The following is a 24473-nucleotide window of genomic DNA, read 5'->3' as shown; positions in this document are numbered from 1 at the left end:
TATTAATGGACCATTAATAAGTATAATTAATCAACAATATTATGAATATAACTTAATATAATAATATTCTATGGTTAATGATATATATTAAAATTATCATCTATTTTTTAAATAATTTCTTTGTCTCTTTTATACACGATTTTAAGTTTGATGAAATTATCGATAATTATATAATTAGCCCATTTTATACACACTGGTGATTTAATGAAAATATATAAAATATGCGTTATAGAAGGAGATGGAATAGGTAAGGAAGTAATTCCTGAAACTGTAAGAATTTTAAATGAGCTCGGAGATTTTGAATTTATTAAAGAACATGCAGGCTATGAATGTTTTAAGAGATGCAATAGTGCTATACCAGATAGAACCCTTGAAACTGCCAAGGAGTGCGATGCAATATTATTTGGTGCAGTAACTACGCCAAAGCCTGATGAATTAGAAAGGAAGATGTATAAAAGTCCCATATTAACACTACGAAAGGAGCTCGATTTATACGCAAATGTTAGACCAATCAATAATTTTGAAGATATTGATTTTGTAATTATAAGGGAAAATACCGAAGGATTATATGTTAATAGGGAATATTATGACGATGAAAAAGAAATAGCTGTTGCAGAAAGAGTTATTTCTAAGAAGGGAAGTAGCAGAATAATTAAATTTGCATTTGATTATGCACTGAAACACCATAGGAAAAAAGTATCCTGCATACATAAGGCAAATATTTTGAGAATAACTGACGGTCTCTTTTTAAAAATATTTAATGAGATTGGAGAGCAATACAAAAAGTTTAATATAGATAGTGATAATTATTTGGTGGATGCCACTGCTATGTATATCCTAAAAAATCCGCAGATGTTTGATGTCATGGTAACTACAAACTTGTTTGGAGACATACTATCCGATGAAGCTTCTGGATTGCTAGGAGGTCTTGGGCTGGCACCATCTGCAAACATTGGGGATAAACACGGATTATTTGAGCCAGTTCATGGTTCGGCACCAGACATTGCAGGAAAGGGCATAGCAAATCCAATAGCTTCAATATTAAGTGCATCTATGATGCTGTATTATTTAGGAATGAAAGAAAAAAGTAGATTGTTAAGAGATTCCGTTAAATCAGTGTTGAAAAAAGGATATATGACTCCAGATTTAGGTGGAAATTTAAAAACTACTGAGCTCACAGACAAGATAATTGAGGAAATAAAAAATAGAAGTTAATAAATCCAAAATCATGGATATTAGTATATAAACTCATGATAAATATTTAAATAAAATAACGAATATTCCATTAAATGAATTTTTTAATTTTTAGTTTTTAATTTTTATTATGCGTATAATTGCAAGGCATTAATCAATTTTATATATTTATAAAAACGGTGAAATGATGAAGTTTGAATTAAATGGGAAAATTATATTTAGCAAGGAATTGAACGAGGATGCACAAAAGGATATAATAGAAGTATTGGACAATAGCAGGGAAATATTTCTAAAAGGAGTCCCAAAAGGAAAGGAAGATGAAGCTTCAAAGATAATAAGCTATGATTTTGAGGGAAAGGAATTAAAATTAAACATCGTATCAGGAACTTATGCAAGAGCTCATGAGGCAATAATGAGGTTGAAAAAACCTATCATGGAAAAAGTTGGAAGAAAACATAAAACAGGTATAAGAGATATCGTCATAGAACATTATGAAATAACAATACCTGCTGAAAAGGAAGTTCTTGAAACTATAAAGGGCATCAAAGTTCCAGAATGCGAAACTGAGATTGATTATGACAATAATGCCGTAAAAATAATATTCGAAAACATCGGAGATAGTGAATTAAAAAGGAATATTGTAGATAGAGCGATAAAATTCGTAAGAAATGAACTTGAAAAGGAAGAAGAGAAAGATTTAACCTTTGATGTCTGTGCGATAGCTCCTGGAACAATAGTTAGTGAGTATAAAGCAAAAAGGACAATTACATTTGATAAAGACCCAACGGAAGTTGCTGAGGAACTTGGGTGGGTTAAAAGATTTATTGGAAAGGGGCAGTGGTTCTATACTCCGCCTATGACAAAATTATTTAGGGCATTTGAGGAGCTCATAATGGAAGAGTGTATCAACAAAATAGGATTTGATGAATGTCTGTTCCCGAAGTTAATTCCATTGGAAGTTATGTATAAAATGAGGTATTTGGAAGGACTTCCTGAGGGAATGTATTATGTCTGCCCTCCAAAAAGAGACCCTGAAATGTTCAGAGAGTTTGTAAATGAAATGATGATAAAAAAAGAGATACCTATCCATAAATTAAATGATTTATTGAGAAACCCAGGGTATGTTTTGGCACCTGCTCAGTGTGAGCCATTCTACCAATTCTTTGACCATGAGCTCATTGATGTAGATAAACCTATAAAGTTTGTAGATAAAAGTGGATGGACATATAGATGGGAAGGTGGCGGTGCAAAAGGACTTGATAGAGTTAATGAGTTTTTAAGGATAGAATGCGTAGAGATGGGAAGTCCAGAATTTGTTGAAAAAACCAGGGATGAAACATTAAAATATGCTGAAAAACTTGCTGAAAAGCTTGATTTGGAATATTGGACAGAGGTTGGAGATGACCCATTCTATCTTGAAGGTAGGAAAAAAGAGGATAGATGTATAGAGTTCCCAGAAGTTCCTAAATATGAAATGAGATTATGGTTGCCACATATAAAGGATGAAAGAAAAGGGGTGGCTGTAACATCCGCAAATGTTCATGGAACTCATTTTGTTGAAGGATTTGGAATAAAAGACTATAAAGGAAGAAAAGTATGGACTGGATGCACAGGATATGGTCTCACAAGATGGGTAATTGGTTTCTTGGCACAATATGGATTTAATTATGACGACTGGCCTGAATTGGTGCAAAAGAAAATAGGAAAAATGCCAGAAATTCCAAAGGTAATCACCTGGCCTTAAAAATAGTAAAATATTATTTATATTTATTTTTTTAGTTTATTTGTGATTATATTATAATTATATTTATATTATACTTGTTTATTCTTATTTTTTTATTTGGTGCCGTAATTTAATATTTAGTATTAATAATACATTCCAATATTACTTTTTTCGGTTTCACCAAAACCTTTTCCTATGCCATATCCCAAATTATAAACTATATTTGACATCATGCTGAAAATTCCAGCGGATTTTAATGGAGTGTATTCCACAGTTTTAGGATTGGATATATTTGCAATCTCTGCTGTTATATTTATGGCATCTTCTTCTGTTCCCACGGCATCAACAAGCCCAGCTTTTTTAGCATCACTACCTGAGTATATTTTACCATCGGCAACTTTTAATGTTTCATTTATTGTCATATTTCTGTTTTCTGCAACCCATTTAACAAAATCCATATAGGTTTCATTTATCATTTTTTCCAAATACTCTTTTTCTTCCGGAGTCATCGGTCTGTATGGCGAACCAATGTCTTTATACTTCCCAGCTTTTATGACTGTTGCATTCACACCAAGCTTTTCCATAAGTCCATAATAATGAATCATATCCATCCTAACTCCAATACTTCCCACAATAGAATGTTTTTCAGCTACAATATAATTTGCAGGAGCAATGGCCATATATGCACCAGAAGCTCCAAGGGTTTCAACATAAGCTACCACGGTTTTTTTCTCAGAAACTTCTTTAACCTTTCTTGCAAGTTTTTCACTTGCTACAACCTCTCCACCTGGGCAGTTTATTTTTAAAATTATGGCTTTAATATTTGGGTCATTTTCTGCATCATCCAGAGCTCCGATGTAGTCTTTAACACTTGGTTCTTTAACACTGAATACTCCTGAGGATGCCGAATTTAAAACAAGCATGTTATCAATGTTTATTACTGCAATGTTTCCACCACCTGATTTGAAGTTCCATCCATTTGAACCAGATATTAAAAATAAACACATTGCTATAACCATTATAATCATTAATACAAATGCACCGCCTGCAAATAAATATATTTTTTTCATAATACCCCACTTATTTTATTGTATGTTATTCCCATTTAATAACCTATAATTATTAACCTATAATTATAATATTCTATATACTCCGGTTTTAGGTTCATATATTTCCCCATCATCAATTAACTCTTCCAATATATTATCGAGTTCTTTCTCATCCATTCCAGCCTTTTCAGCTAGTTCTTCATAAGTTATTTCGTCATTTTCATTTATAATATTTAAAATTAAATCTTTTGGACATTCTTCATCACTATAAATATCTTCCAATACTTCATCAGCTACGGAGTTATCGCTTTTTTCACTTCCATACTGAGATGTAGATTCTTCATCTTCTAAATACTTTCTTGTCTTTTCTATTTCAAGGGTTCTTAATTCTTTCCATTTTTCTTTGTCATCATTTCTCTTTTTATACACTTCCAATGCAACATATTTTGAACCTTCATACTCCCCCACTCTTCCTATAATATCTACAAAATCCCCCTCTTCAATATCTTCTGCCTTTTTTTCAAAATCTTTGATAACCACGCCATCTAATTCAAAGGATATAATAGTTGAAACTGATACATTTTTTACTTCTCCCAATAGCCTAACCCTGTGTATTCTTTTACCATCTATTATTAACGCTTTTTCATTAATTTCGCTATTTAAAAATTCTTCTGGATGAATTTTGTATGCCGTCCATCTAGCCATGTTTTCACCTAATTTTAATATTCTTGATATTTTTAAATATAATGTTATATTTTATATCCCTTAATAATGTGCCTTATTCTTTTGCCAGTTTTAATCTCATCTGTTTTTAATATTAAACCTACATCTTTTATTTTATTCTCCACGGCTTTTCTTCTCTCCACAGGTTTATGTGGAAACATTAATGCAATTAATCCATCTTTATTTAGATAATTTACACCTTCTTCAATTATCTTTAAAGAGAATTCTTCACCGTATTTTCCACCACCTATGAGCTCCACATCTGTGGCATGAGCTCCGCCAAAACTTCTCTTTGATGGAACAGAGTTGGAGTCATAAAAAGGAGGATAGGATATAATTAAATCAAATTTTTTGTTGGTGAGCTCATCTATACCTTCAATAATTTTATTATTTGAATCAATTATTTTTATACTATTATTTAGATTATTTTTTATGATATTTTCATTTGCCATATTTATATATTCCTTTACAGTTTCCGTTGCATAAACTTTGCAGTTGTAGTATTTTGCTATCATCATGGAAATTATGCCTGAGCCTGTTCCAATCTCTAAAACTGTTTTTATTTGATGATTATTAGTATTATTATTTTCAAATACATTTTTAACGAATAAATATCGATTTATAGGCGTAGGTATAAGTGCATTTTTGTGAAATTCCATATCTAAATCAAACAGATGTTTTAAAATTGTTTTATTATATAGATACAGTGCTTCTTTATTCTTAAAGTCTATTCTAATTCTTCCGTTTTTATAAAAAGCATACTTTTGCAATTCTTTGTTCAATTTTACAGCATCTTCTATCTTTAATCCTAATTCCACAATCTCACCATGGATGAAAAATAAATAAATTAATAAACTAAGTAATAATATAATAATGTATATTAATTACACATGAATAATTACATGCGAATACGAAGTATAAAATATTATGGTGATGAAATTGCAGTTTGTCCATATATCCGACAACCATTTGGGATACAGGCAGTATAATTTAGATGAACGAGAACGGGATATTTACAGCTCATTTAACCAGTGCATTGATAAAATAATTGAGATAAAACCAGATTTTGTAGTTCATAGTGGTGATTTGTTTGAAAGTCCAGAACCATCAATTAATGCAATTTACACGGCAATAGAGGGGTTTAATAGACTAAAAAGACATAATATACCAGTTTATATTATTCACGGCAATCATGATTTGCCAAAGAGAAATTCCAAAGGCTCTCCTTTCAAAATATTGAAGGGTATTTTAGGCGATAATCTAAAAACATTTGTCAGCAGAAAATACCATATTTTTAGAAAAGGAAGTGAGGAAATATTTATAGGGGGCTCTGATTTCACATTTAAAAGCAAAATAAACAATCTTTTCGAGGACTATAAACTAATAGAAAATGAATCTAAAAAGTATAATAATAAAATACTGCTGTTTCATCAAAGTATTTACTCCTACTCAAACTTGCCCATATATGAGCTCCAACTGAACAACTTTCCAAAGGGATTTAACTACTATGCAGGGGGGCATATTCACCAGAGAATCCTTAAAACAGTAAATAACGATGATACGGCAAATATAAACACAAATACAGCAAACACAACAAACGGCGTCTTTGCTTACAGCGGTTCCACAGAAATTTGGTCTTATGATGAATACAGGGACTATGAAAAGAACGGAAAGGGGTTTTATTTAGTTGATATGAGTGGAGGGGATTTTGATATAAACGATGTGGATAAAATAGATATAAAATGCAGGGATTTTATAATAGATAAAAAAATCATGAATAAAGAGGATTTTGAAAATCTTATAAATGAAATGGAATCAAAATCAAATCCAGTGGTTATTTGCAATGTTGTTAAAGAACTTTTTGGACATTTAAAGGATATTTTAGAAAAAAAGGCACTTTACAGCAGATTATCCATTGTTGAGGATGAAACAGAGGATACAATAATTGACATTCAAAATAAAAATGTTGATGAAATATTTAGGGAATTCCTTGAAAACAAAAATTACGATATAGATTTTGTTTATGGAATATACAATGAAGTTTTAAATAATAGGGACTTATGTGCATACCTTGTTGAGCATTTTAAGCATAATATACTAAGTAAATAAAAAAATAGGTAGGAATAAGATAAAAAATAATAAAAATAATTAAAATAATTAAAATAATAAAAAAATAATGAAGCAACGATAAAATAACTAATAACTAACTATAACTATAACTAAAATAACCAAATCGGTGGGATAATGATAATAAAGGGAATTGACATTAAGAATTTTAGAAGTCATAAAAACACCAAAATATCATTTAATAAAGGAATCACCACTATAATAGGTCAGAATGGAAGTGGAAAATCGTCAATATTTGAAGCCATGAATTACGCACTATATGCAAGAGGCAGCGCTAGAATTGAGGACTTAAAAAAGAGGGGAACCAACCAATTTTTAATAGAGCTCACATTCGAAATAGGAGGAAACGAGTATAAAATTGTAAGGGGACGGGGAAGGGGAAGTAATGTGGATAGGCTCTATATAAATGATAAACTTTATGCAGAGGGCAATAATGAAGTAAATAATAAAGTAAGGGAAATACTTGGAATAGACCACGAGGTATTTTTAAATGCAATTTACATAAAACAGGGGGAGATTAGCAATCTTATAAATCTCAAACCAGCGGAAAGAAAGAAACTTATTGGTAAGCTTCTTGGCATTGAAAAATACGAGAAAACTTGGGAAGAGATGGGGAAGGCAATTAATAATTTCAATGGTAAATTGGAGTATATAAAGGGGGAGTTGAAGCAAATTGATATTATAAAGGAAGATATAAACAATTTAAAAGAAGAAATATCATATAAGGAAAAGGAATTAAAAGAACTGCAAAATAAATACGAGCACATTAAAAAATTAGAGGCAAAAAAGAAAGAAGAGTTAAATCATTATGATGAAAAGGAAAAAAAATTCAACGATTTAAATAAAATATTGACAGAAATAGGGCATAAAATAGAAACTCTTGAAAAAGATATTGGTAGTTTAAATAAAGACTTAATAGACATTAACAAATACAGTGAAATTTTAATGGAAAATAACGAAGGATATATAAAATACAATGAAATTGAAGAGAAATTAAAGGAACTATCTAATGAGATTATAAAATATAAGGAATATTACGATAAATTCAATATATTAAGAGGCACAAAGAAAAATTTGGAAGATAACTTAAAGGATATTGAAAACAATTTAAAGAACCTTAATCCAGAAAACAAAGACATTGAAACAATAAACAAAGATATTGAAAATATTAAAAAAGAACTTAATAATTTAGATATTGTAATGGAAAAATTAACGGAATTGAACGAGATAAACAATCGACTAAACGAGATAAATAAAAATAAACTAGAATTAAAAAATAATGAAAAATATTATTATGAATATTTAGAATTAAATAAAAAATTAAATGAATTAAATGCAAAACTTGTAGATTTTGGGAAATTAAAGGAAAAAGAAAAAAGTATCAATTCTCAAATAGATACCTTGAAGAAGAAAAAGGAGGAGCTCCTAAAAGAACTATCAAATTTTGATGAAATCGAAAGTAAAATAAATACTGAAAATGAGCTAATAAAAGAGCATGATGAATTAATGGAAAAAATAAGCAATCTTAACAAATTAATAGTTGAAAAGGAGACAAGAATAAACCAGATGAAAGAGGCAATTGAAAAACTTAAAGAAACCGATAATAAATGTCCTGTGTGTCAGTCAGATATTGATGGGAAGAAAAAGGAGGAGCTCCTAAACACATACCACAATGATATTGAAAAGGAAGAACGGGTATTAATTAAACTTAACAAAAAATATAACAATTATGACAATGAATTAAAGGAACTAAAAAAGAAGCTTGAAGAAATAAATAAATTAAAAGACAAATACGGAAAATTAAAGGAAAAAAAGGAGAATTTAGAAAATATAAATAGGGATTTAGATAATCATATATATGATTTATATGAGCTCCGAAAGGAAATTAGCAAATACGTAAGCATTGAAAAGGAAATCGAAGATTTGGAAAAGAAAAAGAATGATTTAGAAAAGCACTATAACAAATACAATTTTTGTGTGGAGTATTTAAAAAATGCAAATGAAAAGGAAATTTTAGAAAATAAAAACAATCTTTTGAAAATAGTTGGCAATTATGATAGAATAAAGGTAAATGCTAAAAGGAAGGAATTAAATGATGTTTTGGGGAAATTAAATAATATTATAATACTGATGAATGATAAAAAAAATAAGGAAAAAGAGTTAATTGATACTTTAAAAGAAATCGAGAACATACAGAAAGACGCAGAGCAATATATCAAATTAGAGCAGAAAAAATCCAAAATAGAAAAAGAAATGGAAATGTATGAAGAACCTTACAGCAAATATAAAAATGCCCTTGCGGTGTTAGAAAACTATTGCAAAAGATACGGAACAGATATTGACAAACTGGAAAATACGGTAAATGAGATTATAAATAATAAAAATAAAGAGATAGAATCATTAAAAGATAACAAAAAAGATATTTTAGAAGAGCTGGATAATTTAAATTATGACAATACCTACCACAACAAATTAAAAGAGGATTATGAAAAAATATTCAACAAATTAAATGATGCAAATAATCAGATTATAGAAATTACATCATATTTAAATTCCAAAGAGGAACAACTGCAAAAACAAATAAATAATCTAAATGAATTGCACGATAAAGAAAAAGAAAAGGAAAGATTGGAGAATTATATAGGTTATTTAATAGATATAAGGGAAAATGTCTTTTCAAAGAACGGATTTCAGCAGTATTTAAGAGAAAAGTATATTCCACTTATTCAGAGATACACCAATGAAATATTTAATGAGTTCGAATTGCCATACAGCCACATCCAAATTAAGAATGATTATGATATAATTGTGGATGAGCTCCCTGTAAAAACTTTAAGTGGTGGTGAGCAGATAGCAGTATCCCTTGCACTTAGGCTTGGAATAGCAAAAGCGGTTTGTAATAATCTACAATGTATAATACTGGACGAACCAACGGCATTCCTTGATGAAGATAGGCGTAAAAAACTGTTAAACATCTTTGGAAACATAAAAACCATTTCTCAGATTTTTGTAATATCTCACCACAACGAATTGGAACAGGTGGCAAATAATATTATAAACATAAAAAAGATTGGAGAGGATTCAGTAATAACTAATTCCTAAGTCAGCTACCAACGACTAAAGTCGTTGGCTTGCCCTTCGTAGCGAAGCGGAGAGCTATAAATTCCGAAGGAATTTATTCAATCCAACTCCCTCAATAATAAGGGCGGAGGACATTAGGCTGGCTGACAACAGCCCTATAAATATCACATTTAATATGTGCCCTTCCAACCGTATCCACTCTACCGAGCTTCGTGCCTTAGGGTTTATTACAATATATAGTTTATACAACATATAAATTTTTCGGCATCCTCCAACGGCTAATTGAATAAAAATCCTTCGGATTTTTATAGCATTTCCGAACGAAAGTGAGGAAAACTTAAAACCGAAGGTTTTAGGTCGCAACTTCGTTGCGGAGCCGTTGGCTTCCTGCCGAAGGAGTCGTGATAAAATGATAATAGTAATACCAGATACAAATTTTTTAATATATGCCATTAAACATAATATAAATATAGATTATGAGCTCGACAGAATATTAAATAATTATGAAGTTATAATACTCAATTGCATAAGGGAAGAATTGGAAAAACTTAAAACCCAATTAAAAGGTAAGGAGAAATTTTCAATAAATCTATTATTATCCTTAATTAAAAAATATAAAACAGATGATTACAATATTGGAAAGTATGCCGATGAGATAATAATAAACTATGCAAAATACCAAAAGGATAAGGGCAATAAAATCGTTGTATGCACAAATGACAAGGATTTAAAAAGAAGGCTTATTGATATGGGCATCCCTATAATAGTTGTTAAGCAGAAGAATTATTTTGAATTGCAGGAATAATTCAATAAATATTTTATACCTATTCACCATATTCTGACCTACTCCAACGAGTGAACTCGTTGGGTTCTTTTAGCAGGGTTTAACCCTACATGGGTGGCCAAGCCCACTACCCCTATCCCCGTTTAGGAGATTCAGGGCTACGCTGTATCACTAAGATTACTCTATCAAAACAAACCACGATACCAACCACTACCAGCGGTAGAGTTTTCACTAACCCTACCCATTAGAACTTGGACTGGTAGCGTTACTTACTATTAATCTTCTCATATTTATATTTTACTACTTACTAGCCGATATAATGTCCGCCTCTCATCCAACGATTAAAATCGTTGGCTTTCTCGGCGGTTTATCGTAATTGTTATATATTATAATATCATACTTGTATTTTGCGTATTTAATAATATTTTTAATATTTTTTGCTAAAATCTAAAAAAGGTGATATAATGGCTGTGCTTGATTATTTAAAGGAACTATCAACAGCAGAAGGTATTTCAGGAAGGGAAGATAGAATAAGAACCATAATGGAAAGAGAGCTTAAAAAATACTGCGATGAGGTATATACAGATAAATTTGGAAACTTAATTGCAAAAAAAGGAAATAAGGGACCTAAAATAATGCTTGCGGCACATATGGATGAAATTGGATTGATGGTTAAATACATAGACGATAAAGGATTCTTAAAATTCACAAAAATTGGAGGAATAAATGACCAGATGCTTTTAAACCAGAAAGTAATTGTTCATACTGACAAAGGGGATATTGTAGGTGTTTTAGGTTCAAAACCACCGCACAAAATGAAAGAAAGTGAAAGAAATAAATTAATAAAATACGAGGACATGTTTATTGATATTGGGGCAAAAGATAGAGAAGACGCTCAAAATATGGGTGTAGAGATAGGCTCATGGATTTCATTTAAATCAGATTTTGATGAGCTCGGCAACAACAGAATATCATGTAAGGCATTTGACGACAGAGCAGGATGTGCTGTTTTATTGGAAGTTGCAAAGGAATTGAGCGAAATGGAATTAAATTGCCAAATATATTTCGTTGGAACTGTTCAGGAAGAGGTTGGATTAAAGGGTGCGAGAACATCAGCTTTTGGCATTAATCCAGATGTGGCACTTGCACTTGATGTGACAATCTGTGGAGACCATCCGGGTATAAAAATGGAAGATGCTCCTGTTGAATTAGGTAAGGGTCCAGTAGTCGGTATAGTGGATGCTTCTGGAAGAGGTTTAATTACTCATCCAAAGGTTTTAGATATGATAAAAGAAGTATCAAAGAAATACAATATCTCTGTTCAGTATGAAGTTGGAGAAGGTGGAACAACAGATGCTACTGCAATTCACCTAACGAGAGACGGTATTCCAACTGGTGTGATTTCAGTTCCTTCAAGATATATACACACTCCTGTTGAAGTAATTGGTATATCTGATTTAGATGAAACTGTTAAGTTGGTGAGCTCCTGTATTAAAGAATTGGATACATACTTCCCATAGGGATATTATGAAAATGATAAAAATAAGATTAATTACATACCCTATTGCCTATATTATGTGGGGGGGATTAATGTGGTATTCCCAAATAATTACCCCCTTTGATTTTACCAATTATTTGCATTATATTCCCTTATGCAATGCTAAATTTTATCATATTCTTCAAACATCACCATATTGGATAGTGGAATTTTTTAGAATAGTTTATATGTATTTATTTACAATTTGCGTAGTTGGAGGAATCGGCTATTATTTGATTATAAAAAAGAATTATCTAAAAGCAGATATAATTTTAATAGATATTGCACTTGGATGGCTCATAGCAGGGTTAATTTATACATTTTTTATAGTTCAATCTCCATTCCAAGTTGGTGTTGCACAGGATTTAGTAAATACTCCTTACTTGTGGATATTTACAAAACCTACTTATGAAATTCCTTCCCTGCATACTGCATACTCTGTTCTCATGGCACTGCATTTTAAAGATGAAAAAAGCAAAATAAGGTATTTGTTCTATGCACTGGGTATATTAATACCAATTTCGACCCTATTTATGGGACAGCACTGGATTGTTGATGTAATTACTGGGGTAATATTTGCATATATTCTATATCGACTTCCTAAAAATATTCATTTAAAAATACACAATGCACTTAACTATTTATCGGGGCATTATGGCGTATGTGCAAGAATATGTGAAAAAAATACTACTACCGAAATCAAAGCCAATCATTTGGACTCACCGACTGGAATAAATTCCGAAGGAATTGGTTATCGAAGCGATTTTCAACTTGCTTATAAAGTAGGTGAGCAACAAAAACCTAAAACTTAAAAGGTTTTTTACATAATCACCATTCAGGAAACCGGAGGTCTTTCGAACTTATAAAACTTAAAAAGAATTTCATTAAATTACAAAATTAATCAATATTAGTCAAAAATAAAAAAGGAAAAATAAGAAAAATTCGCAACTACTATTTAAAAAGTGAAAACATGAAAATTAAGGCAGATACAAAAGGAATAGCATGGACATGCAGAATGTGTGGAAAATGCTGTGATTCCCCAACAATAACAAAAAAGGATATAGCAAATATAAGCGGTTATTTAAAAATACCATTTGAAGAAACGGTTAAAAAATATTTAACATATTTTGATGGAACATACGGCGAGTTGAAAGAAATTAAAGGTAAATGCGTATTTTTAAAAAATAATAAATGCTCCATATACAAAGTAAGACCGCTAATTTGCAGATTAAGACCATATTCTCCACAGCTGAAAAATGGAAAATTGGTATTAACTTATGATGGATGGTTTTTAAATAATTGCCCCGGATTATTCGTTGGGGATTTACCTGTTGAAGAGGAGTATTTAAAATACGGCTCCCTTGTTGTTAAATACCTAGGGGCGGAAAAACCTACTCCTGATGAGTTATTTGATAAGGTCATTAAAAAAAGGAAAAAATAAATGTTTTATTTTCATTTTATTTATTTTATTTTAAAAAATAGATTAGCAAAAGGTTCTGTTTGAAACTGGAATACATAATGTTTCATCACAGTGCGGACATTTGACCACGACCTTTCCCAGTTCGTAGTTTGATTCAAATGGTTTTTTACAGTATGGGCAAAGCCATATTCTTTTAAATGTTTTTTTGCACTCTCCTATTTCCCCAACTGTTGGGTATTTTCTATAAGTTATATCGCTGTCTTTATCTTGGTATTTGAAGAACATTTTTATCATGTTGAGGTAGAGCTCGACAGCAGATTTTTTTATGCAGTCATCTCCACCACATATTGGGCACTTCATATTTTCGATTATTTCTTTATTTGCTTCATTTTCCATTATATCACCGTAAATAATATATAATTAATAATTAATATTAAGCCGCAGATACGATTTTTATTATATCTCCATCCTTCAACTCTTGGTCTGCACCAATTCTTATTTTCTTTCTTGCATCAACGGCATATATAAATTTATTTCCTATGTCTGTATGTATTTTAAATGCCAAATCCTTTGCAGTGGTTCCTTTTTTTACCAAATAGGCATCTGGAAGAACATTTCCTTTTTTATCGCAGTATTTGTTTTCATCTTCCACGGGATATACAACAATCATATCCAATAGGTCAAAGTATGCTCTGTTTAGGAGCTCCTGTATGCCTGTTCCATTATGTTTTTTTAAGTATTCTTTCATGTAGTTTAAGGCGTTTTTCTGTGCGTCATTTAATGATTCATTTATTATTTCAAAATCATTTTTAGTTCTATCGTATTTGATAATTCCCGCCTTTTCTGCTCTCTTCAATGCCAGTTCTATCTCTGCTGATGTTGGTATTACAATGTAATCCTTAAATTCTTCCCTTAATTTTTTGATATTCTCTTCTGCATCGGGATGGTCTGCTTTATTTGCGGCTATAATCATAGGTTTTGAAAGCTTTCTGAGAGTTTTTGCCAAATATAAAAGGTCATCATCAGTCCATTTTATAGGGCTGTCGTCTAAATTACGAATGGCATTTTCCACCTGTTCTTCTGAGATATTGAGCCCGCTTAACTGTTCAGAGATTATCTTTGAAGTGTTTTTTTGCTGTTGTGCCTTTCTCGATAACTTATCCCAGTTTTTAGTTAAAATTCCATAAATCCACATGTCGAGCTCATCCAATAAAAATTTAACATCTTCGGTTGGGTCGTGATTTTCAGCAGGATTTCCTTCTAAATCTGTTTTACCACTTGCATCAACAACTACAATAAAAGCATCAGCTTGTCTCAAATCATCTAAAAATTTGTTTCCCATACCTTTTCCTTTATGAGCTTCTGGAACGAGCCCAGCAACATCTATTATTTCAACAGGAATGTATCTTATTCCATCAATACATTTTGAATTATTTGGGTTGCATTGGATGTTTAATTCTTTACATGGACAGGGTGAGCTCACAAAGGATGTTCCAATGTTTGGATTTATTGTTGTAAATGGGTAATTTCCAATGTCTGCCACTTTTTCTGTCATTGCGTTGAATAAAGTTGATTTTCCCACATTTGGTTTTCCTACAAGTCCTAATATTGCCATGTTTTCACGCTCTTTCTTTTAGTGAAAAAATATAAAATCTTCGATTTTATGTATATTTCACGCTCTCTTTTAATTATAATATTAAGCCAAATAAAAATCATCAATATATCGATAATAAATTATTTAAAAATATTTAAGAATCATGTATATCAGTATCTACATTATATTTATTTAATATATAAATTCGGTGGAAGAATGGAGAGAATCATATTAAAAAATGTTTCAAAATCCTACGGCTCAAAGATGGCAATAAAAGATTTATCATTTAATGTAAAAAGCGGGGAAATATTCGGACTATTGGGACATAATGGAGCTGGAAAAACTACAACATTACGAATTATCAGCGGAATAGTTGATAATTACGACGGAGAGGTTTATATAAACGGAAAAATTGGATATCTTCCAGAAGAAAGGGGGCTTTATAAGGATGAAAAAGTTAAGGATGTTTTAAAATTCTTTGGGGAATTATCGGGAATGGACAATAAAACCATTGAAAAAAGGATTGATTATTATTTGAACAGGTTGAATATTGCCAAATACAAAAATAGCAAAATAAAAACACTTTCAAAAGGAAATCAGCAAAAAATCCAATTTTTAGTTTCTATAATTCACAATCCTGACATAATAATACTTGATGAACCTTTTTCTGGTCTTGATGTGATTAATTTAAATCTTTTAAAAGATATAATATTTGAGTTAAAGAATGAGGGAAAATCCATAATACTATCCACACACCAGCTTGAAAAGATAGAGAGATTTTGCGATAGAATACTTATTTTAAAGGAAGGAAAAACTATCCATTACGGGCGGTTAGATGAAATATGTCAAAATAAAACCGCATATGTTGAATACATCGAAAACGGAAAATTAATAAAGAAAAATTTAGCGCATAAGGATGCTTTAAATCTGATACAGAATAATAACATCATATCGAACCTTGTTAAATTTGAAGTGAGAACTTCTTTGGAAGATTTATTTATAAAGGATAAGAATGGCGGGTGGAATAATGGGAAGTAGTAATAAAGGCGATAAAAATAAAATAAACTTTTCAAAGATAAAATCCATAGCAAAACACGAAATACTAAGCAACATAAAAAGGAAGCAATTTATTATAATGACTGTGCTTATTCCCATAATATTTGTAGCAATTACCTTGGCTAGTGCCTATTTTTCATCATACGCAACCAATCAAAAAATAGGATATATTGATAACTTTGGGGTGTCTATTCCAAATAATGCCATAAAATACAACGCTGTTCAGCAAAAAAATATTACATTAAGTTTTAAAGAATATAAAAATATTGAACAAGGCAAAAACGATGTATTAAATGGCAAAATAGATGTTCTTATAATAATTCCAAAGGATTATTTAGATAATGGGACAATAACAGTATATTCCAAATCAAAATCGGTTAATCCAGTAATTACCGAAACACTGAGGGATATACTGCTTGCAAATATTTTAAAAGACAAAGTAGATAATAAAACATATATTCGTGTTAAATCACCATTAAACCTTGAAATATACAGTATAAGCAAAGAAGGCGAGGAAAAGGAAAACATATTCTCTCAAATGATGCCAATAGGGTTTGTTATGCTACTGTATCTTGCAATTACATCAGTTTCAGGACTCAGTATAAACAGCATAATCGAGGAAAAACAGCACCGTATAATGGAAGTTCTACTATCCTTTACAAATGCTAAAAACATAATTATAGGTAAGATTTTTGGAATATCCATTCTTGGATTTGTTCAGATGTCCATATGGCTGTTGTTTGCCCTTCCTATTATATTTATATATGCTATAAATGTTCCACTATCTTTAATGCTCTCTGCTGTGATATTTTTTATACTTGCATATCTGTTCTATGTTTCTCTCCTGTGTGGAATTGCATCTTTATTTACAAATCCAAAGGATGCTGGACAGATAATAAGCCCAATATTGATGATTCAGATGATACCACTATTGATGCTATCTCTCATATTTACAAATCCTAATCATTGGATTGTAAAGGTTCTCTCCTATGTTCCATTTACAGCTCCGCAAATAATGTTGATGAGGATGTCCATTACTCATGTAGAGCTCTGGGAGGTTTTGGCATCTATGGGAGTTATGCTTATATTTTCGGTGCTGTCATTTATTATTTCTGTGAAACTATTTAGAATCGGAGCTCTGATTTACGATGAATCGATTAACTTAAAAAAGATAATTAAGATTATAAAGGGTAGTAGATAATTAAGACTAATTGACTAAAACGCATATTTGCTTAGATAGTTCTCCAACATATCATTCTTTTTCAAATACTTTAAAAACTGCACAGGTTTATTATAATTTTCTATTTCTATTAAATCCCCGAGCTCAGCACCACCACGACACAAAACGCATTGAATAATCATGGAGTTGAAATTTTCATAATTTACCTTTATATTGGATTTTTTTAAGGATTTTTCAATATATTTTATGCTATTTTTTGATTCTAAATTAAATGGTTCGTTTTCAAATTCAGTATGTGGTTTTGGTATAAATGGATTTACGCTTATTTCTACCTTCCTAAAATCCTTTTTAATGTCCTTGGATAAATTTATTATCTCTTCGATATCTTCTTCGGTTTCTGTTGGAAGTCCAACCATATAATATAATTTTACCTTATCAATGTTGTTATTTTTTGCTATTTCCACGGCATTTAAGATATCATCATTTGATATATCCTTTTTTATATATTCCCTTAATCTCTCGCTCCCAGCTTCTGGTGCTATTGTAAGGGTTTTAAGGTTAAGGATTTTTAGGAGCTCATCCTTTATAGTGTCTGCCCTTAGTGATGATGGAGATATTGAAATGTTCTCATTCTTTTCCTTTATATGCTGGCATAAATCAATTATATATTTATAATCCCCAACAGATGGGGATATTAACGCAATTTTATTTGTTTTTGTGTGTTTTAGTCCTTCATCGACAAGATACTTTAAATCGTCAAGTTTTCTAAATCTTGGTGGGTAGTATATGTTTTTTGCCATGCAAAACTTGCATCTTCTTGGGCATCCCCTTCCAATCTCCAACAAAAAAGCATCCCCATATGCACCAGATGGATGGGTAAATTGATTTATTGGGTAATCATCTATTGTAATTTTTTTTGGATAAATTCTCTTTATTTTCCTAAAATCTTCCCTATCTGTCCCATCAAGTTTTGGATAATAAACACCATCTAAATCGGTTTTTTTATGGATGAGCTCATACATTATGTCTGTGTCTTCAATCTCACCAATTACAAAGGCATCAAAAAAACTACTCAATGGCAGAGGATTGGCAATTGCACATGGACCGCCGCCTATAAAAACAGCATTTGGGTTTTTTTGCCTTAATTCAGCTATTATTTTAACCACATTAAAATAATCGTTTTCATATTGCAAGGTGATAATTATAGCATCTTTATTCTTTATTTCGTTGTAATTCTCGATAAAATACATATTGCAGTTTATATCATGGTATTTATTTAAATGGTGGTGTAAAATATGCATTGCTAAACAAGAGATGCCCCCTTTAAATTTGTTTGGATAAATTAGTGCCACATTTTTCATAAATACCACAAAATCATAATTATTATAACTATTATAATTAAATAAATTAATCTAAATAAAAGTCATTATAAAGTTATAAATTAAAATTAAATCTTTTAAAAAAAGCGGTGTCAGCTCGCCCATCTATCATCATAAATCAGAAGCTACTCCGGTCATCATCCACCAAAATATATTATGTATTACTAATATATATAGTTATTGAAAATTTAAAATTTAGATGATTTAAAATTTAGGTGAGCTCATGGATATAATGAATGAACTGGATATCATAAAAACAATATATAGTAATTTAAAATATACTGGAAAGGCAGTAAAAACCATTGGGGATGATTGTGCGGTTTTTAAATTGGGAAATCAGTATTTAACAATTACAACGGATATGATGTTTAAATCCACACATTTTCCAGAGATTTTAACACCATTCCAAATTGGTATGAGGGTAATTACGGCAAATGTATCAGATATAGCGGCAATGTGTGCTAAACCATTGGGAATTGTAGTCTCAATGGGTTTTAATCATCCAAAAAAGGAATTTATAGAAGAACTTACAAAGGGGATGGATTTCATAGCAAAAGAATATGAATGCCCCGTTGTTGGAGGAGATACGAATAAATCAAAAGAACTGGCATTATGTGGGACTGCCTTTGGAATTACAGATAATCCAATATATAGAGGTGGTGAAGTGGGGGACGATATAGCGATTACAAACGATGTTGGAAGGGTTTATTGTGCATTGAAAATCATTGAAATGAAGAATAAAGGAATAATTAATAAAAGGGTTTTTAAAAATCTTTTAAATGAATATTCGGATATTATAAAAAAATTATCTGAACCAAGAGCAAGGGTTAAAGAGGGGATTGCCATAAATAAATATGTTAATTCCTGCTGTGATATATCTGATGGTCTTGGAAAGGATTTATACTATGTTGGGAACTTTGAAATCTCATCAAAAAAACTTTTAAATACTCTCCCAAAGGATGTGATGGAATTTTGCGATAGATTTGATTTAAATCCAATAGATGTTGCTTTAAATAGTGGTGAAGAGTTCGAGCTCCTATTTACAACTAAAAAATATAATGATGTTGAGGATGAGCTCCGGAAGCTAAGCACCAAATCTATAAAAATTGGAAAAGTAATAGATGATGGGCATTATATCGATAGTGATGAATTTAAATTTGGGGGATATGTTCATAAATGGAAAATTTAAAAAATTAAAAAAAAATTAAATATTAGTTGCTATAAAAATATAAGCGTAAATAACACAGGGAGATGGTTATGCGAAACTATAAACTTTCATCCATTATTTTTTCGATATTGGTAATTGCCTTTATATCTCAAAGTTATGCAGATGTAACTATTAAGTATTCAATTACTGAGGCAAATTGGACATCTTTATCATCCCCATATAACTTTTCAGTTAAAGTATGGAAAGATAACACTAAGGATAATCCAATCATAAAAGAAACTCCTTATGCAAGATTTACAATTTGGGCTAAACTTGAAGGGGGCAGTTATGGAATATATACCAATGTTACAACTATAAACGGATATAAATCAGTAAAATACAATGCAGAGTTATTTAATGCTTCGGGAGAACATCCTTCCAATGTAGGTTATAATCCCGCAAATGATCAGTGGGGGGATGAAGATGGCGAATTAATGCATTTTGGAGGAATTTTAGAATCAGATTTTGGTTCTCATCAAACGGAATCTAATCAAACAGCGAAAACTCCAATTCCATTAAGTGCTTTAATTATAACATTAATAACAATCCCATTACTCACTTTAAAAAGGGTGGGAAAATGAAAAAAATCATACCTATTTTTTTATTTTTAGTTTTATTTTGTGGATGTTTAAATAATTCAAAAGATACTATCTATGATACAAATGATGGAACTAATGATAAACCAAATATAAAAAATAACTTAAATATCAACAATTTTTGGGTTTATTATGGCTCAAACAATATAGAAAAACTTTCAAAATATGATTTAATTATTATTGAACCATATAATTATAAAAAAGATGACATTCAAAAATTAAAATCATTAAATCCAAACATAAAAGTTATTGCATATTTAAGTATTGGTGAAGTTAGCAAATCTCGTCCATATTATAATGATGTTAAAGATATATCAATAGGAAAAAATCAAAATTGGGGTTCTTATTATATAAATATTAAATCACCAAAATGGCATAATATACTATTGAACGAAATCACAAAGTTTAAAAATATGGGATTCGATGGAGTATTCTTAGATACAGTAGATAGTGCAATATATTCAAATCAAAATGATGAAACGATTTTATTAATTAAGGAGATTAGGGAAAAAAATCCAAATTTAATAATTATACAAAATAGGGGATTTGAAATTGTGGATAAAACCGCACCATATATTAATGGAGTATTGTTTGAGGATTTTACTACAACTTATGATTTTAAACACAAAAAAGCACACTTCTGGGAAAATAACGATTTAAAATGGGTTAATAATCAAGCAAATAACTTAAAATACTTAAAAGATAAATATGGTATTATCGTTCTTACATTGGATTATGTGAATGATGAAAAAATGTCAGAAAAATGTATTGTCCATTCTAATAATTATGGATTTATCCCTATGACTACAACAGATATCTATCTTAACAAAATATAAAGTGAAATAATGAACAGTAAAAATATTTTTTTAATTAAATTTTTCTTTTATTGTATTGTTCTGTTTTTAATTTTGGAACCATTAGGAGCTAAATTAATAAATCCTGTGGCATACCAAAGTTATTTAATTTTAAATTTATTTACTGATGCTTCATACAATGGGTGCTACATTTATTTAAATAATTTAAAGATAGAAGTAATAAGTGGATGCACGGGTTTTGAATTGGTTGCAATATATTTGGCATTAGTATTCGCTTTATCAAGGAATATTAAAGAGGTAGTTATTGGACTGCCATTATCCGCATTAGTTTATTTCGGAAACATTTTAAGGATAGTATTAGTCGGAGCTCTTGGAATGTTATTTGTTGATAAGGTTTATATTATACATGATATAGTTGGATACATCACTGTTCCAATTATGACCGTAATGGCTTCTATAATTTATTTAAAAATACTGGATAAAATGAGGGAAAATAATGACAATATCAACAGTTGAAACACAATATATTAGAGTTAATACTTTAAAAATAACTCCAAAAGAGTTAAAAGGTAGATTAAAGAGCAAAGGAGTAAAGTTGGAGAATACATTTTTAGATTATATGTTTAAGGTTAAAGGAGCTCCTTTTTCAATGGGTGCTACACCGGAGTATTTATTTGGATATTACTATCTACAAAGCATATCATCTACAATTCCGCCATTGGTGTTAAATCCTTCTGAAAATGATGTTGTTCTTGATATGTGCTCAGCTCCCGGCGGGAAAACAACTCATTTATCCCAGTTAATGAACAACAAAGGGGTTGTAGTGGCAAATGAGTTAAATAGAAAAAGAATGAGAAGTTTAAAATCTAATATTTACAGAATGGGTATTACAAATACCATATTATTAAATATGGACGCACTGAGGCTAAAAAAATTTAATATGCTTTTTGATAAAATACTTCTAGATGCCCCATGCACTGGAAATCCTATAAAAGATAAAAATAGGGTTGTTAGCAAAAGAGACATAAGATATTGTGCCCTTAGGCAAAAAAATATGCTAAATGTTGGTATCGATATGTTAAAAGAAGGCGGAGAAATTGTATATAGCACCTGCTCACCAGAGATTGAAGAGAATGAGGATGTAATTGAATACATATTAAATACTAGAAGGGATATTGAATTAGTAGATGTTGGTGAATTTAAGAACAATTTAAAAGGAATCAGTGTAATTGAGGGGAAAGTGAGGGGAACTTTAAAGGTTGTTCCCCCAAATGAACCATTCTTTATAGCAAAACTTAGAAAAATTAAAAATTAAAGTAATTTAAAGATTAATAATTATTTTTTTGGATTTTTTGGTTTTCTTGGAGCTGCCACTGTCTCACCCCTTTTAAGTTCTAACATATACTAAACTTATGAAATATATAAAGACATATTCAAAAAATCCAGCATTTTATTTTGAAGTTTATTTTAAAAGGGGAGATAGGTAATGCCAAAAAAAGTTCATGATAAATTAAAAATAATGGAATATATACTGACTCTTGGCAATAAAGGGGATGAATTAACCATATACAATATTACAAAAAAACTCAATCAAAATATTAAAAATCTAAAATCTATTGATATTGAAAATCATTATGCTCATTATGTCAAAGAACAAACCATAAGTAATGCATTAAAGGAACTAAAAAAATTAAATTGTTTAGAGGTTAAATCTATTGAAAAAACAAAAACAGGAAAAGAAAAAAAGATTTATAAATTGACGGAAAACTCTGAAAAAATTTTTGAAGTTTATAAGAAAAATTATTTAAAAATTCATAAAATTTTAAATGTTATAAAATCTGAGGAAATATCTAATGATGAGCTCGATACCATTAGCTTTATAATAAAAAGATTATTGAAAAAAGATGATTAGAAAGAATATTATGAAATATTAAGATATACATTATTAAGGTGATTTTTTGAATAAAGACGTGGTTATTATTGATGGTAGTTATTTAGAAGGTGGCGGTCAAATTGTTAGAACAGCGGTTTCATTATCTGCAATAACACAAAAGCCAGTTAAAATAGCAAATATAAGAAAAAAACGAAGAAATGCGGGGCTTGCTCATCAACATGTTGCATGTGTTAAGGCAGTTAAAAAACTGTGCAATGCTGAGGTAGAAGGATTAAAAGTAGGTTCTGAGACATTGGAATTTTATCCTAAAAAAATATCTCCAAAAGATTTTAAATTAGATGTTGGAACAGCCGGTAGTGTTTCTTTGGTAATCCAAACACTTTTGCCTTTGGGTCTTGTAATAGATAAGCCAGTAAATATAACCATAAAAGGTGGAACTGATGTGAAAAATGCTCCGCCAATTGACTATATTAAAAGTATTACACTGGATATTTTGGGTAAAATGGGATACTGTGGTAGTATTGATATAATTAAAAGGGGATTCTATCCAGAAGGGGGCGGGGAAGTTAAATTAAAACTAAATCCTTCAACATTAAAATCTGTGGATTTAATAGAACACGATAAAAGCAAATTTGTGGAAGGGATAGTTTTTAATCAGAATTTGGATGGGAATATTCCAAGAAGAATTAGAAAATCAGCAATAGATTTGCTTATGAAGAATAAATTTACACCAAATATAAAAATAGAAAATACAAAAGGTCTTTCCACTGGTGTTGGGATATTTTTAAAATGTGGAACAATAGGAGCTCACTGTTTAGGCGAGAAGGGTTTAAGGTCTGAGATGGTTGGAAAGATTGCGGTAGAAAATCTTTTAAAGGAGTTGAAAACTGGTATGGCACTTGATAAATACATGGGAGACCAGATAATACCTTTTTTATATTATTCCAAATCTACCGTTGGAGTTTCGGAGATTACAAACCATACTTTAACAAATATATATGTTGTTGAAAGCTTTTTAGATGTGAAATTTGATATTTTGGAATATAATAAAAATAACTGCAAGGGATATTTAATAAAATGCGATATGATAAATATAGCACAATATAGGTGAAAA

23 protein-coding genes are annotated in these 24473 nt (G+C 30.3%); 17 read left to right on the top strand and 6 right to left on the bottom strand.

The features are described 5' to 3' along the window. The first annotated feature begins 204 nt into the window (after positions 1 to 204). Both aksF and serS read left to right on the top strand, forming a co-directional pair. Positions 205 to 1215 carry a homoisocitrate dehydrogenase gene (gene aksF / locus Mjas_RS07715; protein WP_421077584.1) on the top strand — a complete coding sequence of 337 codons (1011 nt, stop codon included), beginning with the start codon at positions 205 to 207 and terminating at the stop codon, positions 1213 to 1215. Between the two features lie 166 nt (positions 1216 to 1381). After that, positions 1382 to 2938, top strand: a complete 1557-nt coding sequence (serS, locus tag Mjas_RS07710) for a serine--tRNA ligase (protein ID WP_421077583.1) — start codon at positions 1382 to 1384, stop codon at positions 2936 to 2938. A 122-nt stretch (positions 2939 to 3060) separates the two neighbouring features. Here the strand turns inward: serS and sppA are convergent, their stop codons facing one another. From sppA to Mjas_RS07695, 3 genes are all read right to left on the bottom strand, one after another. Beyond that, entirely contained in the window at positions 3061 to 3987 is a 927-nt protein-coding gene (gene sppA, locus Mjas_RS07705; protein ID WP_421077582.1) for a signal peptide peptidase SppA, read from the bottom strand. A gap of 63 nt (positions 3988 to 4050) precedes the next feature. After that, a complete protein-coding gene (locus tag Mjas_RS07700; RefSeq protein ID WP_421077581.1) occupies positions 4051 to 4671 on the bottom strand; it encodes a PCI domain-containing protein in 621 nt (206 codons plus the stop codon). Positions 4672 to 4715: 44 nt separating this feature from the next. Next, on the bottom strand, positions 4716 to 5507 hold the full coding sequence (locus tag Mjas_RS07695; protein ID WP_421077580.1) for an RlmF-related methyltransferase: 792 nt from the start codon (positions 5505 to 5507) through the stop codon (positions 4716 to 4718). A 121-nt stretch (positions 5508 to 5628) separates the two neighbouring features. Here Mjas_RS07695 and Mjas_RS07690 point away from each other — a divergent pair, with 121 nt between their 5' ends. The 6 genes from Mjas_RS07690 (at position 5629) to Mjas_RS07665 (ending at position 13659) form a co-directional block, all read left to right on the top strand. Then, entirely contained in the window at positions 5629 to 6798 is a 1170-nt protein-coding gene (locus Mjas_RS07690; RefSeq protein WP_421077579.1) for a metallophosphoesterase family protein, read from the top strand. 135 nt (positions 6799 to 6933) lie between these two features. Further along, entirely contained in the window at positions 6934 to 9918 is a 2985-nt protein-coding gene (locus Mjas_RS07685) for an AAA family ATPase (RefSeq protein WP_421077578.1), read from the top strand. A gap of 388 nt (positions 9919 to 10306) precedes the next feature. Next, positions 10307 to 10702: a PIN domain-containing protein gene (locus Mjas_RS07680; RefSeq protein WP_421077577.1), complete on the top strand. Its 396-nt coding sequence runs from the start codon at positions 10307 to 10309 to the stop codon at positions 10700 to 10702. A 443-nt stretch (positions 10703 to 11145) separates the two neighbouring features. Continuing rightward, positions 11146 to 12201 (top strand): M42 family metallopeptidase, encoded by a 1056-nt coding sequence (locus tag Mjas_RS07675; protein ID WP_421077576.1) that lies wholly within the window; start codon positions 11146 to 11148, stop codon positions 12199 to 12201. A 7-nt stretch (positions 12202 to 12208) separates the two neighbouring features. Beyond that, entirely contained in the window at positions 12209 to 13030 is an 822-nt protein-coding gene (locus tag Mjas_RS07670; RefSeq protein ID WP_421077575.1) for a phosphatase PAP2 family protein, read from the top strand. A gap of 158 nt (positions 13031 to 13188) precedes the next feature. Further along, positions 13189 to 13659: a YkgJ family cysteine cluster protein gene (locus tag Mjas_RS07665; protein WP_421077574.1), complete on the top strand. Its 471-nt coding sequence runs from the start codon at positions 13189 to 13191 to the stop codon at positions 13657 to 13659. Between the two features lie 42 nt (positions 13660 to 13701). On the opposite strand, the gene Mjas_RS07660 is transcribed toward Mjas_RS07665, so the two are convergent. Further along, complete coding sequence (locus Mjas_RS07660; protein ID WP_421078607.1) at positions 13702 to 13998, bottom strand: hypothetical protein; 297 nt, start codon at positions 13996 to 13998, stop codon at positions 13702 to 13704. Positions 13999 to 14071: 73 nt separating this feature from the next. Further along, a complete protein-coding gene (locus Mjas_RS07655; protein ID WP_421077573.1) occupies positions 14072 to 15253 on the bottom strand; it encodes a redox-regulated ATPase YchF in 1182 nt (393 codons plus the stop codon). Positions 15254 to 15448: 195 nt separating this feature from the next. Here Mjas_RS07655 and Mjas_RS07650 point away from each other — a divergent pair, with 195 nt between their 5' ends. Then, entirely contained in the window at positions 15449 to 16270 is an 822-nt protein-coding gene (locus Mjas_RS07650) for an ABC transporter ATP-binding protein (RefSeq protein ID WP_421077572.1), read from the top strand. Then, on the top strand, positions 16260 to 17489 hold the full coding sequence (locus Mjas_RS07645; protein ID WP_421077571.1) for an ABC transporter permease: 1230 nt from the start codon (positions 16260 to 16262) through the stop codon (positions 17487 to 17489). The genes Mjas_RS07650 and Mjas_RS07645 overlap by 11 nt, the downstream gene beginning before the upstream one ends. Before the next feature lie 14 nt (positions 17490 to 17503). Here the strand turns inward: Mjas_RS07645 and Mjas_RS07640 are convergent, their stop codons facing one another. Continuing rightward, complete coding sequence (locus Mjas_RS07640; protein WP_421077570.1) at positions 17504 to 18829, bottom strand: B12-binding domain-containing radical SAM protein; 1326 nt, start codon at positions 18827 to 18829, stop codon at positions 17504 to 17506. 250 nt (positions 18830 to 19079) lie between these two features. On the opposite strand from Mjas_RS07640, the gene thiL reads away from it, so the two are divergent. The 7 genes from thiL to rtcA all read left to right on the top strand — a co-directional run bounded on the left by thiL (position 19080) and on the right by rtcA (position 24470). Then, positions 19080 to 20036 carry a thiamine-phosphate kinase gene (gene thiL, locus Mjas_RS07635; protein ID WP_421078606.1) on the top strand — a complete coding sequence of 319 codons (957 nt, stop codon included), beginning with the start codon at positions 19080 to 19082 and terminating at the stop codon, positions 20034 to 20036. Positions 20037 to 20104: 68 nt separating this feature from the next. Beyond that, complete coding sequence (locus tag Mjas_RS07630) at positions 20105 to 20635, top strand: hypothetical protein (protein WP_421077569.1); 531 nt, start codon at positions 20105 to 20107, stop codon at positions 20633 to 20635. Beyond that, the gene (locus tag Mjas_RS07625) at positions 20632 to 21486 is read left to right on the top strand and encodes an endo alpha-1,4 polygalactosaminidase (protein WP_421077568.1); all 855 of its coding nucleotides are present in this window, start codon (positions 20632 to 20634) and stop codon (positions 21484 to 21486) included. The genes Mjas_RS07630 and Mjas_RS07625 overlap by 4 nt, the downstream gene beginning before the upstream one ends. Positions 21487 to 21495: 9 nt before the next feature. Further along, the gene (artE, locus tag Mjas_RS07620; RefSeq protein ID WP_421077567.1) at positions 21496 to 21981 is read left to right on the top strand and encodes an archaeosortase family protein ArtE; all 486 of its coding nucleotides are present in this window, start codon (positions 21496 to 21498) and stop codon (positions 21979 to 21981) included. Further along, a complete protein-coding gene (locus tag Mjas_RS07615; protein ID WP_421077566.1) occupies positions 21962 to 22780 on the top strand; it encodes an NOL1/NOP2/sun family putative RNA methylase in 819 nt (272 codons plus the stop codon). The genes artE and Mjas_RS07615 overlap by 20 nt, the downstream gene beginning before the upstream one ends. A gap of 171 nt (positions 22781 to 22951) precedes the next feature. Further along, positions 22952 to 23377 carry a hypothetical protein gene (locus Mjas_RS07610; protein WP_421077565.1) on the top strand — a complete coding sequence of 142 codons (426 nt, stop codon included), beginning with the start codon at positions 22952 to 22954 and terminating at the stop codon, positions 23375 to 23377. 46 nt (positions 23378 to 23423) lie between these two features. Beyond that, positions 23424 to 24470, top strand: coding sequence for an RNA 3'-terminal phosphate cyclase (rtcA, locus tag Mjas_RS07605; protein ID WP_421077564.1), 1047 nt, complete (start codon positions 23424 to 23426; stop codon positions 24468 to 24470). Positions 24471 to 24473 lie beyond the last annotated feature (3 nt).

Source organism: Methanothermococcus jasoni (genome assembly GCF_049075655.1).
GTDB lineage: Archaea > AGJL01 > Methanococci > Methanococcales > Methanococcaceae > Methanofervidicoccus.
Note: the sequence above shows the minus strand (reverse complement) of the source record. Positions and strands in the feature narration are given on the sequence as shown.

Coding starts and splice junctions, on each gene's coding strand:
- aksF (WP_421077584.1), top strand. CDS start 205: ATGAAAATATATAAAATATGCGTTATAGAAGGAGATGGAATAGGTAAG.
- serS (WP_421077583.1), top strand. CDS start 1,382: ATGAAGTTTGAATTAAATGGGAAAATTATATTTAGCAAGGAATTGAAC.
- sppA (WP_421077582.1), bottom strand. CDS start 3,987: ATGAAAAAAATATATTTATTTGCAGGCGGTGCATTTGTATTAATGATT.
- Mjas_RS07700 (WP_421077581.1), bottom strand. CDS start 4,671: ATGGCTAGATGGACGGCATACAAAATTCATCCAGAAGAATTTTTAAAT.
- Mjas_RS07685 (WP_421077578.1), top strand. CDS start 6,934: ATGATAATAAAGGGAATTGACATTAAGAATTTTAGAAGTCATAAAAAC.
- Mjas_RS07680 (WP_421077577.1), top strand. CDS start 10,307: ATGATAATAGTAATACCAGATACAAATTTTTTAATATATGCCATTAAA.
- Mjas_RS07675 (WP_421077576.1), top strand. CDS start 11,146: ATGGCTGTGCTTGATTATTTAAAGGAACTATCAACAGCAGAAGGTATT.
- Mjas_RS07670 (WP_421077575.1), top strand. CDS start 12,209: ATGAAAATGATAAAAATAAGATTAATTACATACCCTATTGCCTATATT.
- Mjas_RS07665 (WP_421077574.1), top strand. CDS start 13,189: ATGAAAATTAAGGCAGATACAAAAGGAATAGCATGGACATGCAGAATG.
- Mjas_RS07660 (WP_421078607.1), bottom strand. CDS start 13,998: ATGAAGTGCCCAATATGTGGTGGAGATGACTGCATAAAAAAATCTGCT.
- Mjas_RS07655 (WP_421077573.1), bottom strand. CDS start 15,253: ATGGCAATATTAGGACTTGTAGGAAAACCAAATGTGGGAAAATCAACT.
- Mjas_RS07650 (WP_421077572.1), top strand. CDS start 15,449: ATGGAGAGAATCATATTAAAAAATGTTTCAAAATCCTACGGCTCAAAG.
- Mjas_RS07645 (WP_421077571.1), top strand. CDS start 16,260: ATGGGAAGTAGTAATAAAGGCGATAAAAATAAAATAAACTTTTCAAAG.
- Mjas_RS07640 (WP_421077570.1), bottom strand. CDS start 18,829: ATGAAAAATGTGGCACTAATTTATCCAAACAAATTTAAAGGGGGCATC.
- thiL (WP_421078606.1), top strand. CDS start 19,080: ATGAATGAACTGGATATCATAAAAACAATATATAGTAATTTAAAATAT.
- Mjas_RS07630 (WP_421077569.1), top strand. CDS start 20,105: ATGCGAAACTATAAACTTTCATCCATTATTTTTTCGATATTGGTAATT.
- Mjas_RS07625 (WP_421077568.1), top strand. CDS start 20,632: ATGAAAAAAATCATACCTATTTTTTTATTTTTAGTTTTATTTTGTGGA.
- artE (WP_421077567.1), top strand. CDS start 21,496: ATGAACAGTAAAAATATTTTTTTAATTAAATTTTTCTTTTATTGTATT.
- Mjas_RS07615 (WP_421077566.1), top strand. CDS start 21,962: ATGACAATATCAACAGTTGAAACACAATATATTAGAGTTAATACTTTA.
- Mjas_RS07610 (WP_421077565.1), top strand. CDS start 22,952: ATGCCAAAAAAAGTTCATGATAAATTAAAAATAATGGAATATATACTG.